Below are 15,514 nucleotides of genomic sequence, written 5' to 3'. Positions count from 1 at the left end.
AAACAAGGGAGGTACCGAGTATGAAAAGGGTCTTTAGTATCTGTTCTTTATTGATAGTATTGTTTTTTATTGCTGGCTGTGCTAAGGCTCCTATGTCTAACACAGAACAAAATCAAATTTTAGAAGAGATTAAGAAAGAGGTTGCTTCAGTACCAAATATTCCTAACGCTTTAATTATCACAACTTTTGAAAGTTCCAAAGAAGAAGGATGGACAGCAAGAGGGGATAATGTGAAGATCTTAGTAACCGATAAAGAGGCACATACAGGTAAGTATAGTTTATATGTCTCTGGAAGAAGTGCAGGATGGCATGGCGCTCAGATTCAGTTGAAGGATATATTAAAGCCAGGTAAGGTTTATAGCATATCTGTATGGGTAATGCAAAAATCTGGATCAAGTCAGTATTTAGGCCTTACTATGCAGAGAAAATATGATACCGATTCTAACACTCAATATGATTGGATAAAGCATGAAAATAACGTACCTAATGGAAAATGGGTAGAGCTTTCTGGTACTTACGAGATTCCTGCTAATGTTTCTATTCTTGATCTTAGCTTATATGTGGAGGCTCCATCAAATACTTCTCTCGATTTTTATATTGATGACCTTGTGATTGTAGAAGGGAAGAGTGCCTTTAGAATTACTCCTAAATTATTCGAATTGGTAGCAAAGGTTATTAAATAATTTATAAAAAGGGAAATTTTAAATTTATCTTAAAACTATGTTATAATATATAGGGGAAAGCTGAGAATGCTTTCCCCTTTAAAAAAATAAGGGAAGAGGAGAGGAATATGAGTTTAAATGGAGATTTGAAAAGCGTTTCATTATGGGAAGTTCTTGAGATTTTATCCTTTAGTAGAAAAACAGGAAGACTACAGTTAACGCATGGTACTAAAAAGACTGATGTCTATTTTGAAGAAGGTAGAATTAAGCATATTAAAGCAGATAACTGTGAAGATAATGATGCTATATTAGGACTTGCTTTATGGAAAGAAGGAAATTTTACTTTCTTTCAAGATGAAAAAGCTCCTAAAGCAAACTTAAGTTTAGATCCTCTCCATATACTTGTAGATGTGTCCAAGGATATTGATCTTATTGAATATTTAGGTGATCTTATCTTTCTACTTATTAATATTACTAACCTCAATGAAGAAGAAAAGTATGTAGGAATGTTATTTGATGGACTTAGACCTGCAAAGGAAATTATTTTGAACTCTCCTTATGGTGAAGCAAGGACTTTAAGAATTATTGAAAAGCTTAGAAAAAATAGAAATCTTTTAAGAATAGACGAAAACTTAAATCTGTTTTGGGTTTATACTTTCTGGAGATATTTTATTTATACTCTTGAAAAGGAAAATGAAAGAGATTTTCGTAAAAAATGGACAGATACATTAAATAGAATGCCATCTGCCTATAAACTTACTTTTGAAATTCTAACTCGTGATAGAAAAGTAGAATGGTTTAATATATTTCCTTTAATTAGGGATATTCCAAATTCTGAATTTTTTTCAGTAATAAAGGATGTTTTCCATTTTATAGAAAGTTATAGAAAGCTTGAGATTAACAATGTTATTGATACGGGAAAAATCTTGTTTCTTAGCCAAGAATTAGAACCTTATATGGAGAAGGTGTATGTACCTATAAAACATAGTGAAATTATTGAAGAAAATATTGTTCTTTGGTCTTTTGATGGTAAGAGAGTTTTAAGAGAAATGCTTGATATTTTACCTTTTGGTGAACTAAGAAAATTACAACTTGTAAAATCAGTAATTGATAAAAAATTAGTTCTACCTTTAGGAGATAATTTAAAACTTGATTTTTTGAATTATTTCTTTAATTTCTGGCAAGATATACTTATAAATTTAGAAAAGAAGGGAAAGGCTGAGGAATTTAAAAAAGATTGGGATAAGTTCATATATGAAAGTCTTTCAGATGTAAAGCATCTTTTCTCTCATCTAACTTTTGAAGCTAAGCCTAATTTCCCCTATTTTTATAAAAATGTAGCCAAATCGCAAGAAGATGAATTAAGAGCGTTTTTAAGAGAAGCTCTTAAGGTAGTGTATGATTTTGCAATTAAAGTACTTTCTAGGGAAGAAATAGAGGAGGTAATTAATAACGTGCTTAAGAACGTTGAGAGATTTTCTTCTCAACAGGTAAAACTTGCTGTTGCTAATTTATTAAATGAGACATATATAAAATAATTTTTTTTAACAGCAAGAAATGGTAAAATTACATTATTGTGAAAATAATAAATGTAGGTTTATTTATAAGGATTATTGCTCTTATTAGCTTGGGAGGTATTAGTTTTTCTTTTTTCCAAGCTTTTAGGAGTTTTTCATTAGTATTTTTTGTAAATAAATTTGTTTCATCAAAGACAGAGATTGGTATTTTGCTTTCTCTTGGAAGCTTTATAGGGATAGTTGTACCCCCATTAATTGGATATTTATCAGATAAACTTAGGAATTTTCTTAAAGGAAGAAAAATTTTAATAATATTTTTTCTAATTTTATTTCTTTTTTCTGTTTGTGGCCTTGAAAAAGTAAAAGACATATCCAGTTTGTATCTTTATATAACTTTCTCTTTTATGTTTTTTTATTCTGGTTTTTCCATTTATCAAGCTCTAATTCCTGATCTGATAGCTAAAGATACATATGCTCGTGCAACAGGTATAATAAATTTTACATCTCAATTTTTTCAAGGTTTATATATATTCATCGTGGTAATTGCCCATGCATCTAATTTAGTATTTAAACTCCTTAAATATGGGACGTTAGTTTCTGCATTTTTTCTATTATTTTTACCTGAAAAACCAGGTGATAGTAAAAAAGAAAATCTAAAATTAGATTTAGAATTCTTTAAAGGAAGATTATGGTTTTTATTATTTTTTCTTCAATTTTCAATTTGGTATGGTGTTTCGTCGGTTAGTTCATTTATTCTTTTATTCTTTCAAGATGCTCTTTCAGCTTCTATTAATGATTATATGGTAGTACTTGCTATTTTTGGAATTTTAACTGCCATTTCTACGTTTGTATCTGGTTTCCTTGCTGATAAGTATTCTAAAGAAAAACTTTCTGTTTTTTCTTTATTTCTTTTTGGATTGAGCAGTTTTATATTTTCTCAAACCTACAGGATTTTTCATGCTTTTATTGCATCTATAATTTATGGCATTAGTTTAGGGTCTTTAATGGTTATTCCTTATAGTCTTGTTCTTGAATATATACCTAAGGGAAAAGCAGGAAGTTTTGTGGGTGTTAATACTCTTATGATTTCTATGGCACAGGTTTTGGCATATTTTACTTCTGGAATGACTATTGATCTGGGTGGATATAGGATTAATTTCTTGCAGGGATTAATTTCTTCTATTCTTGGGCTTTTAATTCTAAAAGAGATTAAAAATAGTAGATTAAAAAATTTATCTTAAATTTCCTTTTGACAATATACTGAGCTCCTTTAAATATTCTTTGGAGTAAGGAGATAGTTTTCTGTAATTATGATCTAAAGTTTTTTCAGGTTTGAAGGTTTGTAAATAGTAAGGCACATCTTCAATAATATTTTTTATCTCTATAATATCTTCTTTTTCTACAATGTTTGGTACTACAGTGGTTCTAATCTCGAAGTTAATGTTACTTTCTTTTAATATTCTTAAAGATTCTTTTATCTTATTTAAATATTTTTGAACTAATTCTTCTGAAAGTCCTATTGCCATAGCATATTTTGAGGGTGATGTTTTAAAGTCCATAGCCACATAATCAACTAATTTGCCTTTGATTAGTTCTATAAGCATTTTAGGATTTGATCCATTTGTATCTAATTTTATGGAATATCTTTTTCTTTTTAATTTAAATAAAAAGGAGGGAAGATCCTCATTTAGTGTAGGCTCCCCTCCTGTTATTACAATCCCCTTTATTATTTTTTTTCTCCTATCAATTTCCTCTATTATAAAATCTTCAGAATAAATACCTTTTTTCCTTGTAGATATAAGCTCAGGATTGTGACAGAAGGGGCAACGAAAGTTACAACCCTGAGTAAATATAACAAAGCTTGGTTTACCAGGATAATCTACGAGACTAAATCCCAGGTAACCTGAGATTTTCATGTTTTCTCCTCTCCTTTAATGTCAACGTGAAGGTTTTTCTTAATTTAAACTCTTCTTGTTTTCCTTTATTCCAACTTTTAACAGGTCTGTAATATCCTACTACTCTTGAATAAATTTCTGTTTCTTTTCCACAAGTAGGGCATTTTTCGTAATTTCCTCTAAGATAACCATGTTCAGGACATATGCTAAAGGTGGGAGTTAATGTGAAATATGGCAATCTATAGTTATTTGTGATAAGTTTTACTGCCTCTTTTACCATTTCTATATCTTCCAATGCTTCACCTAAGAATATATGCAATACAGTACCACCTGTATAGAGACTTTGGAGCTCATCTTGATGTTCCAACACTTCAAAAGGATCTGCTGAATAATCAACAGGAAGTTGAGTAGAATTGGTATAGAAGGGTTCTTTATCTCCCGAGGTATAAATGTCTGGATATTTTGACTTATCTATTCTTGCTAATCTGTAGGATGTACCTTCTCCAGGAGTAGCTTCTAAGTTGTAAAGATTATTAGTTTCTTTTTGATATTCTAAAAGTTTCTCTCTCATAAATTTAAGAACTTTTATGGCAAATTCCCTTCCAGCTGATGTATCTATACCTTCTCCAAGTAAATTTACACATGCCTCATGCATACCTATAAGTCCGATGGTGGCAAAATGATTTCCCCAATATTGTCCTGTTAACTCATAAACTCCAGAAAGATAATATTTGGAATAAGGATATAAATTTTTATGTGTGAGATCTTCTATTACATTCCTTTTTATTTCAAGGCTTTCTTTTGCAAGATCCATTAGATAATATAGTCTTTCAAAAAATTCTTCTTCATTCTTAGATAAATAACCAAGTCTGGGCATATTTATTGTTACCACACCAATACTTCCTGTAAGAGGATTTGCTCCAAATAATCCGCCGCCTCTATGTTTCAACTCATCCACATTTTTATTATTTACATTTAAAGAAAAACTTAAAGCTCTTTGTCTTACCAGAGAATTGTCTAATCTTAATCTACAGCACATAGATCTTACATCTGAAGGATCCATTTCTGAGTTAACAAAGTTTGAGAAGTAAGGAGTACCATATTTAGCTGTCATTTCCCAAATTTTAGTTAAGTTTGACTTTTCCCATGGAAAATCTTTTGTTATGCTATAAGTTGGTATAGGGAAGGTAAAGATTCTTCCATTTGCGTCACCCTCTATCATTACTTCTGCAAAAGCTTCATTTAAAAGGTCCATTTCTCTTTGAAATTCTCCATATGTGGCTTCTTTTCTTTCTCCTCCTATTATTACTTTTTTATCTTTTAAATCATCTGGTACTACTAAATCAAAACTTAAATTAGTAAACGGAGTTTGAAATCCCGTTCGAGTAGGAATATTAAGATTGAAAACAAATTCTTGCATAGCTTGTTTTACTTCTTTATAAGTAAGATTATCGTAAGCTATAAATGGAGCCAGCAGTGTATCGAAATTTGAAAAGGCAATAGCTCCTGCTGCTTCACCTTGTAGTGTAAACATGAAATTTACAATTTGTCCTAAAGCGGTTCTGAAATGTTTGGCTGGTTTACTGGCAACTTTTCCTTCTACCCCTCCAAATCCTTTTAAAAGTAGATCTTCTAAATCCCAACCCACACAATATACTGAAAGAGATCCAAGGTCATGTATATGAAAATCTCCATTTTGATGAGCCCTTGCTATCTCTTGAGGATAGATTTCTTCTAACCAATATCTTGCTATAAGAGAAGAATAAAGATAATAGTTTAAGCCTTGGAGAGAATATCCCATATTTGAATTTTCGTTTACTCTCCAGTCTTCTCTGTTTAAGTATTCTTTTATAAGATCATTCAGATTACTAATCATTTTTCATACCTCCTTGCTTAGTTTATGCTTTTTTCATCTGAGAAAGAAGTTTTGCAAATTCTTCTAAGGAACTAAACTCTTGATATACAGAAGCAAATCTTACATATGCAACTGCATCTAAATCTTTTAATTTTTCTAATACCATTTTTCCTATTTCCTTTGAGGAAATTTCACTTACTCCTTGTTTCTTTATATCCCCTATAATTTCATCAATAATAGCTTCTAATTTTTCGCTATCAATATTTCTTTTAACTACTGCTCTTTGTAAACCTGCTAAAAGCTTATTTCTATCGAAAGGTTCTCTTCTACCATCTTTTTTGATTACCATAATAGGTTTTTCTTCTATTCTTTCGTAGGTGGTGAATCTTCCCTTACATCTTGGACATACTCTTCTTCTTCTTATTACTCTTTGATCTTCTATTTCTCTGGTATCAATAACAGAAGTATTTTCATAATTACAAAATGGACATCTCATTTCTATACCCCCACTAAATATTGTGGTTATATTTATATCACAACTCAATATATAGTTCAAAGGGGAAAAAACTGAGATATGAGGATTTTTTTACCAAAAAATTTTAAATTATGAGTTATTTTATAATTTTTTGACCATAAGTTAAAAAAGGTTAAAAAAGAGAGGGAGATATATTTCTCCCCCTCTTAATGAAGATCTTCTTATTTGTGGTTTTCTGCTAAGATTAACTCTAATTCTCCTCTGTGATTTTCTGGATCAAAATAGCACTCAATGATTCTTTCGTGAGGTAGTCTTTCAATTCTCTCATTCATAATGTTGAGGACTTTTGTATTGATTTCTATTGCTTTTTGTACAGACATTCTTTCAGGATTTATATCAATTCCAAAATATCCTTGATAACCTATCATCTTTAGTGTATAAAGTAATGCTTCTGTAGAATCCCAGTCAACTACTCCCACATTTAGGTCTTGGTCATAGTTTCCGAGAGGTTGGCTGTTCCAGTGAGTGTGGAATAGTCTACCTTCTCTTGCAACTCTGGCATAAGCATAAGGAAGATCCTCAAATCCCATTCTGACATGACCCACCTCTGGATTTAAGCCTACTAATGCATGTCCTTCATTTATTAGTTTGAGATTTTCGGGGTTTTTGAGTCTTGACTCTATGTCTCTCGCAGCTAATATTCCATCAGCAGTAGTTCTGTATATATTGTTTGGTGCTGGTTCATAAGGTTTTGGTTCAATAGCAACTTGTACTCCTGGTACTTCGTCCATAGCTTGGGCTACTAATTCTTCAAAGGTATCCCACATATGATAGTAAAGGTGTCCATAAGAATAAGTATATCCATCAATTCCAGGCCATATTATACAAATATCTGCGTTAGCTTCTTTTACCAATTTTAAACCGTTTACTAATCTTTCATAGGCTACCTTACGATATTTTTCATAAGGATTAGAAAGAGAGCCAAATTCAAATATTTTATCGTAAAAAAGGCTTAAAGGAACAGCAACAAGTCTTATTCCAGCTTCTTTTTCGAGTTTTTTATAAAGATGAAGATTCTCTTCATTGACTTCTGCAGGATAGTGAGCTTCTATTCCCTTCACTCCATATTTAGCCATTTCAGCAGCCATTTCTATTCTTTCTGGAATACTTTTTTGTTCTACGTAAGGTTCATGGAATCTGCCACCTCCAGGAGTGAAGTACCAGATACCCACTGAAAATTTAAGATCTAATTTGAAGGTTTGAAGATGTTTAAGAAGTTCCTCTTTATTCCTCCTAATCTTTTGAGAACGATGATCTACAAAGGGCATAATTTATACCTCCTTATTATTAGTTTTTAAAATATTTTACAATAAGAGATCTATTTAGGCAATCGTTTTAATGGTAATTAAAAAAATATGGCGGAGAGGGTGGGATTCGAACCCACGAGGCTTTGTCAGCCTACTCGCTTTCGAGGCGAGCGCCTTCGTCCACTCGGCCACCTCTCCTTCATGAATATTTTAGCAAAAACTTATGATATAATCTATTCAATATGGAAAAGGAGGTCAAGAAAAGATAAGTCTAAGAACCAAAATAACTTTGATTTTAGTGATTACTAATATTTTTATTTCCTTTGTTTTTATTCTCGGGGGTATACTCCTTGTAAAAAACGTTTTCAGAGAAAATATAAACAAAGAAGTTAGAAATACTCAAAGCTTATTTAGTAAATTATTGGAAAAAGAAAAGAGTATTTTAATTGTTAATCTATCAGATTATATTTATTGGATGGATTTGGGAGAAAAAGGAGTTAAGAGAAGAGACAAGGAGTTTTTAGAGGCAAATATTAATCCATGGGTTAAGAAAACCCTTAAATATGATGTGATTCTTTTTACAAAAGATGGAGAAATTATCACTTCTTCATTCCGTAATATCCCAAAAGATTTTCTAAAAGAGAAAATAAAAGAGGTAGAAGTTTTCTTCTATTCTTATAGAGAAAAGGTATTTCTATGTGCTGTAGGTCCAGTAATGAGCGATGATAAAAGATATTTTTATGATGCCTATTTGTTGTTTGCAAAACCTATAGATGAAGAGATAATTAGAGAATGGGAGAATTTTTTAGATGCTAAAATAACGATTTTAAATATAGGAGATGTTAGAGAAGAAAAGTTAAGAAATTATTATGAGTATCCATCCTATCATATTGAGATTCCTTTAAGTGAAAACATATTGGTTCATATAGAAAAAGAGAGCAAGATTATATATTTAATATATAGATCATCTTTAATAATGCTTATATCATTTACTCTTTTTATATTAATATCATCTCTTTTGATTTCCCAATTTCTAATTTCCTATATAATGAGACCTTTTGAGAAGTTAGTACTAATAGCAAGGGAAATAGAAAGAGGAAATTATGATGTGGATTTTGATATTCATAGAAAAGACGAAATTGGCGATTTTATGAGAGCTTTTAAAAATATGATAGATAAGATCAAGATAAGAGAAGAAAAGTTGTTAATAGAAAGAGATATTATGAAAGAGATAGCTTATTTGGATGTTTTAACTCAAACCTACAACAGAAGATATTTAGATGTTATTTTCAAAGAATTAGTGGATAAAAATATTTATTTTTCTCTTGTCTTTGTTGATATAGACAATTTTAAGGATGTTAATGATAAATTTGGTCATGATGTAGGGGATCAAATACTAAAAGAAGTAGTAGAATTTTTTAAAAAGAATTTTAGATCTGGGGATGTAATTATAAGGTTTGGAGGAGATGAGTTTTGTATTATTCTTATAAATACAACAAGAGAAATGGCAGAGAAAATAATGAAGAGAACCCTTTGTGATTTTAAAGAAAGATTTTCAAATATTGATGGCATTAGTTTAGGGTTTAGCTTTGGTATAGCCTCTTACCCTGAAGATAGCAAGTCCTTAGATGAATTAATAAAGATTGCTGATGAAAGAATGTATAAAGATAAAGAAAAGAAATAAAAATTATTTATTAAGGATTGTGGCTTTTTTGATTCTTGGTCCTTGGGGTGTATCCTCTATTATATAACCTCTTTGTTTTATTTCTTCCCTAATTTTGTCAGCTTTTTCCCAATTTTTTTCCTTTCTCGCTTTTTCTCTTTCTTCTAAAAGTTGCCAAATTTCTTCAGGTACTTCAATTTTAACTTCTGGAGGGTTATCTAAGGATAATCCGAATACTTTATCAAATTGAATAATTGTAGCTCTCTTAACCTCGGGTGCTATTTTATCATCTTTCACAAGTTCCCATAAAATGGCAAGTGCTTTTGGCATATCTAAATCATCATTTATGGCTTGATGAAATCTTTCTTCATACTCTTTATCAAAATCAGCTTTTATCTTGGGATATCTTTTCATATTTTCATAAAGTCTATTTAAAGCTCTTTGTGCTCCTTCAATAGCTGACCATGTAAATCTTAATGGACTTCTATAATGAGCGGTAAGACAAAAATATCTATATGCTAATGAATGATAACTCTTTTCTTCCAGATCTGATAATGTAAGAAAATTTCCTTCGGATTTTGCCATTTTCTTTTCTCCCATAATGAGGAATTCTCCGTGCAACCAATATTTAGCCATCGGCTTTTCATATGCAGCTTCAGACTGGGCTATTTCATTTGTATGATGAATAGGAATATGATCCACACCACCACAGTGGATATCAAAGGGTTGTCCTAAATATTTTGTAGACATAACTGAGCATTCAATATGCCATCCAGGAAAACCTACTCCCCATGGAGAATCCCATTCCATCTGCCTTTTTACATCCTTAGGAGAGAATTTCCATAGAGCAAAATCAGTAGGATTTCTTTTTTCAGGGTTAAATTCCACCCTTGCTCCTGGTAGAAGCTCTTCTAAATCTTGTCCTGCTAATTTACCATAGTCAGGCACCTTTGAGGTATCAAAATATATTCCATCAGATGTCCTGTAGGTGTAGCCTTTTTGTTCAAGGATTTTTATAAGTTCTATAAAGTCAGGTATATGATCTGTTGCCTTACACCAGATAGTTGGTTCCAAAATATTTAATTTTTTCAAATCTCTTTTGAAAGCCTCGGTGTAAAACTCTGCAATTTCCCATGCACTTCTTCTTTCCTTTTTTGCTTCCTTTTCAATCTTATCTTCTCCCTCATCAGCATCAGAAGTAAGATGTCCCACATCAGTTATATTCATTACATGAGTAACTATATATCCATTATAAATTAATACTCTTTTTAAAATGTCCTCAAAAATATAGGTTCTTAAGTTTCCTATGTGGGCGTAGTTATAAACTGTAGGGCCACAAGTATACATTCCCACATAGGGTGGATTTATTGGTTCAAACTTTTCTTTTTTCTTTGTTAAAGTATTATAAAGGTATAAGTCCATAGTGGTAAGATTATATCATAAAATGATATTCTTTTTCAAAGGAGGTTTCTATGAAAATTTATGTTAGGTATCCATTAAAAAAAGAGTATATTAATAAAATCTTAGCTCTTAGTCAAAATGTTGAAATAACTGATAATATTGAAGAGGCGGATATATTTTTGGGTTGGGGATTAAACAAAGAAGAGTTCAAGAAAGCTAAAAGTTTAAAGTGGATACAATTAACATCTGCGGGTGTGGATCATATGCTTTATGATGATATTATTAACTCTGATGTAATCTTGACTTCTGCTAGTGGAGTTCATCCGAAATCTATTGCTGAACATGTTTTTGGTTTAATTCTTTCATGGACTCGTAGGATAAATGTGGCAATAAAAGGAAAAATAGAGAAAAGGTGGAATAAAGATGAGATAGAGTGGTGTGATGAACTTACTGGAAAAACTATGGGTATAATAGGTTACGGTAATATAGGACAAGAGATAGGAAGAATTGCTAAATGTTTTGATATAAGGGTTATAGGGCTTAAAAAGAAAAAAGAGAATATAAAAATACAACCTGATGAGTTATTGACTTTTCAAGATTTAGATAAGCTTTTGAACGATTCAGATATTATTGTGATAGTACTGCCTCTTACTAAGGAAACAGAAAATTTTATTTCTGAAGAAGAATTTAATAAAATGAAAAATAATGTTATTTTTGTTAATGTGGGAAGAGGTAGAACAGTAGATGAAAAGGCTTTAATAAAGGCTTTACAGGAAAATAAAATACAATGTGCACTACTTGATGTATTTTATAATGAACCTTTACCTAATGATAGCCCATTATGGGATATGGAGAATGTAATTATAACACCGCATATTGCAGGAATGACTCCTTATTATGATGAAAGGGTAGTGGAGATTTTTTTGAAGAATCTGAAAGAGTATCCTAATGTAGAAAGGATGATCAATGTGGTAGATAAAGAAGCTGGTTATTAGTAAAAAAAAGAGGGGGCATTAAGTCCCCCTCTTTTTAATATATTATTCTTTTTTCTCTCTTTTTTCCGAAAGTATAGTTTTTAATTCTGTATATCCAAAGATAAGCAAAATTATTCCTAAGAAAATTAAAAATATTGGTACCCCAGCCATTAAAGCCTTCAGAAAATAGGACCACCAAACTATGAGCCCCCATAGGCCTAATCCAATACAGATAATACCAAATAGAATGATTAATATCTTGCTTAACAAAATTGTCACCTCCCTTATTTTGTGAGAAAACAAATACAAAAATATTATAAAACAAAAGGCCTTATTTAGAAAGTAGAGGAAGAATCTCTAAAAGATCCTCCATTTTTCCTATAATGTCAGGAGTATACGTTGGTTTATCTCCGTTTAATATTTGTCCATCCTTGGTTAGAAAAGTAATAATACCTAAGGAGCTGGCAGAAAGATCTTCTTGTAAATCATTTCCAACCATTATGGTTTTTTCTGGCTTTTCTCCTATTTTTTCCAAGATTTCCTTATAGTATTCAGGAAATGGTTTGCAAGCATGCATAATTTCCATAGAGGTTATCAAGTCATAATTAAAATTATCTATTTCTGCCCATCTTAATCTCTCCCTTATGGCTATGAGTGGAAAAACTGCATTAGTGGCTATTACTACTTTGAGACCTAAATCAAATGCTTTCTCAATAACTTCTTTTGCGTATGGATTTGGTCTGGCTTTTACCGTATCTTTTAATTTTGGAAATTTTTCAATATAAAAGTTATAAAAGAAATCTTCCATAATATTTCTATCTATGCTTACTAATTTTTCGAATTCTTCCCAAAATACCTCGTTATTAGATTTAGGTCCTCTATTTTGCATCATTTTCGTTACCGCAATATTTAAACTTTTAAATAAAGAATCTGCATCTCCTATTTTCTTAAATTCTTCTCTTAACATAGAGAAATAATGTTTGGTAAATAATTCTAAATCACTATATAGTAAGGTGCCATCAAGATCAAAGAGTATTGCTTTAATCATATTTACTTTCCTCCCCTTTTTCATTTATAATCAGCGTTTGTCCTCTTTTCCATATCCACCTTCCCACTATATATACAATTGGTAGAATAAGGATGGAAAGATACCATATATTTGTCAAAATTAAAAAGTCGTAAAGTGCGTGCCAAAAAACTGGGTAGAATAATGCTTGTGTTAGATGTTTTTCAGGCTTAACACCAAACTTTGCAAGTCCAAATGCATATCCCATAAAAAGAGCCATAACAAAATGGGCAGGTACAGCCAAAAAAGCTCTTGTAAAACCTACCACATATCCTTCCGGTAGGACGTAGAATATGTTTTCTACTGTGGCAAATCCCATACCAACCATTACCGAATAAACAATACCATCAAAGGGTTCATCAAATTCTTCTTTGGGATAGATAAATTTATAAATGACGTAGTACTTTGCTCCTTCTTCTATAAGTGCAATTCCGAAAAATGTATATATAAAAAGGGAGGCTAAATCTCTGTGTGGTTTAAATAAATTAAGTAAATCTATAACAACTTCTAAAAATGCAGATGGAAAAGATACGAGGGCTCCTAATATAAATGCATAAATTATAGTTTTTGATGGTTCTTTATTCCATCTATCTTTATGATACACATACCAAGAGATGGCAATTCCTGGAGCTATAGATATTAGCAGTAAATTCATATTTTTATGGTAAAATTATAGCATAAAACATGATAAAATTAAGATTAATATGAAGTTAAAATTTTTTAGATGTCTTCTTACATTATTAATATTTTGTCTTATTGCACCCCCTATATCTTCTAATAATTCTATAAAAATTATTACAGATAAAGATTATCCTCCCTTTACATACATCGATGAGAAAGGAAATCTAGTAGGAATATCAGTAGAATTTTGGAAGATATGGAGTGAGAAGACAGGAATAAAAATAGAGCTTATTCCAGAAGAATGGAGTAAAGCCCAAAATATACTTTTTGAAGGAAAAGTTGATGCTATAGATACCATATTTAAAACGCCTGAAAGAGAAAAGTATTTAATTTTTTCTAAACCGATTTTTAAGGTTACATCAAGTATTTATTATCATAAAAGTATACCAAAAATAAATTATCCAAAGGATGTTACACCCTTTATTGTGGGGGCAAAAAGAGGCGATGCTTTAATAGAGATTTTTCTCTTACAGAATCCGCAGGTTAATTTTAAGTTTTATAGTAATTATTCTGATATAATACTTTCTGCTAAAAAGGATGAAATAAAAGTATTTATCATGGATGATCCACCTGCTTTCTATTATTTGACCAAATATGATTTGATTTATGAATTTTTTAAAGGGCCTGTAATATATACAAACTATCTTTATGTGGCTTCTCTTAAAAATAAAGCCCATATTGTATCTGTTATTAATGAGGGATTGTCTAAAATACCGCAAGAAGATATGGATAGATTATTAGAAAAATATTCATTTAAAGAAGAAGTTCCTTCAATTCTTCCTAAAATTGTTCTATATATTGTGATTATTGGACTTTCCATATTAATCATTGTTCTTTCGTATAATAGAATTCTCTCTATTAGAGTAAGAGAAGCTACAAAAGAATTGAAAAGAGTTCATGATAAACTCAGAGAACAAATTGACAAATTTGAATTCTTTATAAGAAATGTATCTTATATTTCAAGCATAGATTTGAAGGATTATGACTTTGTGAAGAGAGTATTACAGATTATTGTTAAAATCTTGGGTAAAGATACTTATGGTGTATTTTTTTATAGACATATGGATTCTTTAAGGATTTTAGCCATGAATGGATATGATAATAATTTGGAAGGATTATTAATTTCAAAAGAAGAAAGTAATAACATTTTGAATATACAAAATATTACATTAGTAAGAGAGCCAAGTTTTTTAAAGGATATAAATATGAAAGAGATGCTTTTATACCCTCTTAAATGGCAAGAAAAAATATATGGTTATTTGGCTTGTGTTATTCCAAAGGAAAGTATATATTCCTTTGATGAAAAGGATGTGGAAATACTTGAAAAGTTTGGAAATATTATTTCAGCATTTTATGGTATAAGAGTACATATTAGTGAAAGAGAAGTTTATTTAAGCAAAATGGTAACTCTTCTTATTAAGACTCTTGAATACTATGATAAGTATACTCAGGGGCATTCTGAAAGGGTTGCTAAATATGCTGTAAAGGTTGCAGAAAAGCTTGCTTTATCTCCGGAAAGAATTAAGAAGATATATTGGGCATCATTATTACATGATATAGGTAAAATTTATAGTCCTCAAAGTATTTTAAATAAAAATGGAAGATTAACGCAGGAGGAATTTGAAATTGTAAAAATCCATCCTATTAAAAGTGAGGAGATATTAAAACAGGTAGATGAATTTAGAGATTTAGCAGAAATTGTTAGATATCATCATGAGAGGTGGGATGGGTTAGGATATCCTGATGGATTATCCTCATATGAAATTCCATTGGAGTCGAGAATTATTGCAACATCTGATGCTTTTGATGCTATGACCAGTGAAAGACCTTATAAAAGAGCGATGACTTTTGAGGAGGCTATTTTAGAGATAGAGAAAAATAAGGGAAAACAGTTTGATCCTCAAATAGCCGAAATTATGATAGAGGTTATAAAAGAGGAAATGATAGAGGAAAATTATTGACAGATTAAATCGTTATATTTTACACTATTTAAAAGGAAACATAAAATTTGGGGGTTG

General features: G+C 30.7%; 14 protein-coding genes and 1 tRNA gene. 6 read left to right on the top strand and 9 right to left on the bottom strand.

What is annotated here, in order from left to right; translation table 11 throughout:
* The first annotated feature begins 20 nt into the window (after positions 1–20).
* From ACY3JM_RS08915 to ACY3JM_RS08905, 3 genes are all read left to right on the top strand, one after another.
* Complete coding sequence (locus tag ACY3JM_RS08915; protein WP_463083360.1) at positions 21–683, top strand: carbohydrate binding domain-containing protein; 663 nt, start codon at positions 21–23, stop codon at positions 681–683.
* 107 nt (positions 684–790) lie between these two features.
* Positions 791–2,200, top strand: a complete 1,410-nt coding sequence (locus ACY3JM_RS08910; protein WP_463083361.1) for a DUF4388 domain-containing protein — start codon at positions 791–793, stop codon at positions 2,198–2,200.
* Positions 2,201–2,238: 38 nt separating this feature from the next.
* The gene (locus tag ACY3JM_RS08905) at positions 2,239–3,420 is read left to right on the top strand and encodes an MFS transporter (RefSeq protein WP_463083362.1); all 1,182 of its coding nucleotides are present in this window, start codon (positions 2,239–2,241) and stop codon (positions 3,418–3,420) included.
* Here ACY3JM_RS08905 and ACY3JM_RS08900 read toward each other — a convergent pair.
* The 5 genes from ACY3JM_RS08900 to ACY3JM_RS08880 form a co-directional block, all read right to left on the bottom strand.
* A complete protein-coding gene (locus ACY3JM_RS08900) occupies positions 3,412–4,095 on the bottom strand; it encodes an anaerobic ribonucleoside-triphosphate reductase activating protein (protein ID WP_463083363.1) in 684 nt (227 codons plus the stop codon). The two genes, ACY3JM_RS08905 and ACY3JM_RS08900, sit on opposite strands and share 9 nt — an antisense overlap.
* Positions 4,067–5,950, bottom strand: coding sequence for a ribonucleoside triphosphate reductase (locus ACY3JM_RS08895; RefSeq protein ID WP_463083364.1), 1,884 nt, complete (start codon positions 5,948–5,950; stop codon positions 4,067–4,069). Before ACY3JM_RS08895 ends, ACY3JM_RS08900 begins: the two co-directional genes overlap by 29 nt.
* Before the next feature lie 22 nt (positions 5,951–5,972).
* Entirely contained in the window at positions 5,973–6,425 is a 453-nt protein-coding gene (nrdR, locus tag ACY3JM_RS08890; RefSeq protein WP_463083615.1) for a transcriptional regulator NrdR, read from the bottom strand.
* A 200-nt stretch (positions 6,426–6,625) separates the two neighbouring features.
* On the bottom strand, positions 6,626–7,732 hold the full coding sequence (locus tag ACY3JM_RS08885) for a TIM barrel protein (RefSeq protein ID WP_463083365.1): 1,107 nt from the start codon (positions 7,730–7,732) through the stop codon (positions 6,626–6,628).
* 88 nt (positions 7,733–7,820) lie between these two features.
* Positions 7,821–7,909: transfer RNA gene (locus ACY3JM_RS08880), tRNA-Ser, on the bottom strand.
* A 223-nt stretch (positions 7,910–8,132) separates the two neighbouring features.
* Between ACY3JM_RS08880 and ACY3JM_RS08875 the strand changes: the two genes are divergently transcribed.
* Positions 8,133–9,395: a diguanylate cyclase gene (locus ACY3JM_RS08875; protein WP_463111306.1), complete on the top strand. Its 1,263-nt coding sequence runs from the start codon at positions 8,133–8,135 to the stop codon at positions 9,393–9,395.
* Positions 9,396–9,398: 3 nt separating this feature from the next.
* On the opposite strand, the gene cysS is transcribed toward ACY3JM_RS08875, so the two are convergent.
* Entirely contained in the window at positions 9,399–10,796 is a 1,398-nt protein-coding gene (gene cysS, locus ACY3JM_RS08870; protein WP_463111305.1) for a cysteine--tRNA ligase, read from the bottom strand.
* A 50-nt stretch (positions 10,797–10,846) separates the two neighbouring features.
* Here cysS and ACY3JM_RS08865 point away from each other — a divergent pair, with 50 nt between their 5' ends.
* On the top strand, positions 10,847–11,770 hold the full coding sequence (locus tag ACY3JM_RS08865) for a D-2-hydroxyacid dehydrogenase (RefSeq protein ID WP_463083367.1): 924 nt from the start codon (positions 10,847–10,849) through the stop codon (positions 11,768–11,770).
* Positions 11,771–11,812: 42 nt separating this feature from the next.
* Here the strand turns inward: ACY3JM_RS08865 and ACY3JM_RS08860 are convergent, their stop codons facing one another.
* The 3 genes from ACY3JM_RS08860 to ACY3JM_RS08850 all read right to left on the bottom strand — a co-directional run bounded on the left by ACY3JM_RS08860 (position 11,813) and on the right by ACY3JM_RS08850 (position 13,470).
* The gene (locus tag ACY3JM_RS08860; protein WP_463083368.1) at positions 11,813–12,019 is read right to left on the bottom strand and encodes a hypothetical protein; all 207 of its coding nucleotides are present in this window, start codon (positions 12,017–12,019) and stop codon (positions 11,813–11,815) included.
* Positions 12,020–12,080: 61 nt separating this feature from the next.
* A complete protein-coding gene (locus ACY3JM_RS08855) occupies positions 12,081–12,797 on the bottom strand; it encodes an HAD family hydrolase (RefSeq protein WP_463111304.1) in 717 nt (238 codons plus the stop codon).
* Positions 12,790–13,470, bottom strand: coding sequence for a PrsW family glutamic-type intramembrane protease (locus tag ACY3JM_RS08850; protein ID WP_463083370.1), 681 nt, complete (start codon positions 13,468–13,470; stop codon positions 12,790–12,792). Before ACY3JM_RS08850 ends, ACY3JM_RS08855 begins: the two co-directional genes overlap by 8 nt.
* A 49-nt stretch (positions 13,471–13,519) precedes the next feature.
* Here ACY3JM_RS08850 and ACY3JM_RS08845 point away from each other — a divergent pair, with 49 nt between their 5' ends.
* A complete protein-coding gene (locus ACY3JM_RS08845) occupies positions 13,520–15,457 on the top strand; it encodes an HD domain-containing phosphohydrolase (RefSeq protein ID WP_463111303.1) in 1,938 nt (645 codons plus the stop codon).
* Positions 15,458–15,514: the final 57 nt, after the last annotated feature.

This window comes from Dictyoglomus sp. SSW (assembly GCF_055181335.1).
The sequence above is the reverse complement of the archived record's forward strand: the minus strand, read 5'-3'. Positions and strand labels throughout refer to the sequence as shown.

Bases quoted from the DNA above. Each gene is read 5' to 3' on its own strand.
- ACY3JM_RS08915 (WP_463083360.1), top strand. From the start codon at position 21: ATGAAAAGGGTCTTTAGTATCTGTTCTTTATTGATAGTATTGTTTTTT.
- ACY3JM_RS08910 (WP_463083361.1), top strand. From the start codon at position 791: ATGAGTTTAAATGGAGATTTGAAAAGCGTTTCATTATGGGAAGTTCTT.
- ACY3JM_RS08900 (WP_463083363.1), bottom strand. From the start codon at position 4,095: ATGAAAATCTCAGGTTACCTGGGATTTAGTCTCGTAGATTATCCTGGT.
- ACY3JM_RS08895 (WP_463083364.1), bottom strand. From the start codon at position 5,950: ATGATTAGTAATCTGAATGATCTTATAAAAGAATACTTAAACAGAGAA.
- nrdR (WP_463083615.1), bottom strand. From the start codon at position 6,425: ATGAGATGTCCATTTTGTAATTATGAAAATACTTCTGTTATTGATACC.
- ACY3JM_RS08885 (WP_463083365.1), bottom strand. From the start codon at position 7,732: ATGCCCTTTGTAGATCATCGTTCTCAAAAGATTAGGAGGAATAAAGAG.
- cysS (WP_463111305.1), bottom strand. From the start codon at position 10,796: ATGGACTTATACCTTTATAATACTTTAACAAAGAAAAAAGAAAAGTTT.
- ACY3JM_RS08865 (WP_463083367.1), top strand. From the start codon at position 10,847: ATGAAAATTTATGTTAGGTATCCATTAAAAAAAGAGTATATTAATAAA.
- ACY3JM_RS08855 (WP_463111304.1), bottom strand. From the start codon at position 12,797: ATGATTAAAGCAATACTCTTTGATCTTGATGGCACCTTACTATATAGT.
- ACY3JM_RS08850 (WP_463083370.1), bottom strand. From the start codon at position 13,470: ATGAATTTACTGCTAATATCTATAGCTCCAGGAATTGCCATCTCTTGG.
- ACY3JM_RS08845 (WP_463111303.1), top strand. From the start codon at position 13,520: ATGAAGTTAAAATTTTTTAGATGTCTTCTTACATTATTAATATTTTGT.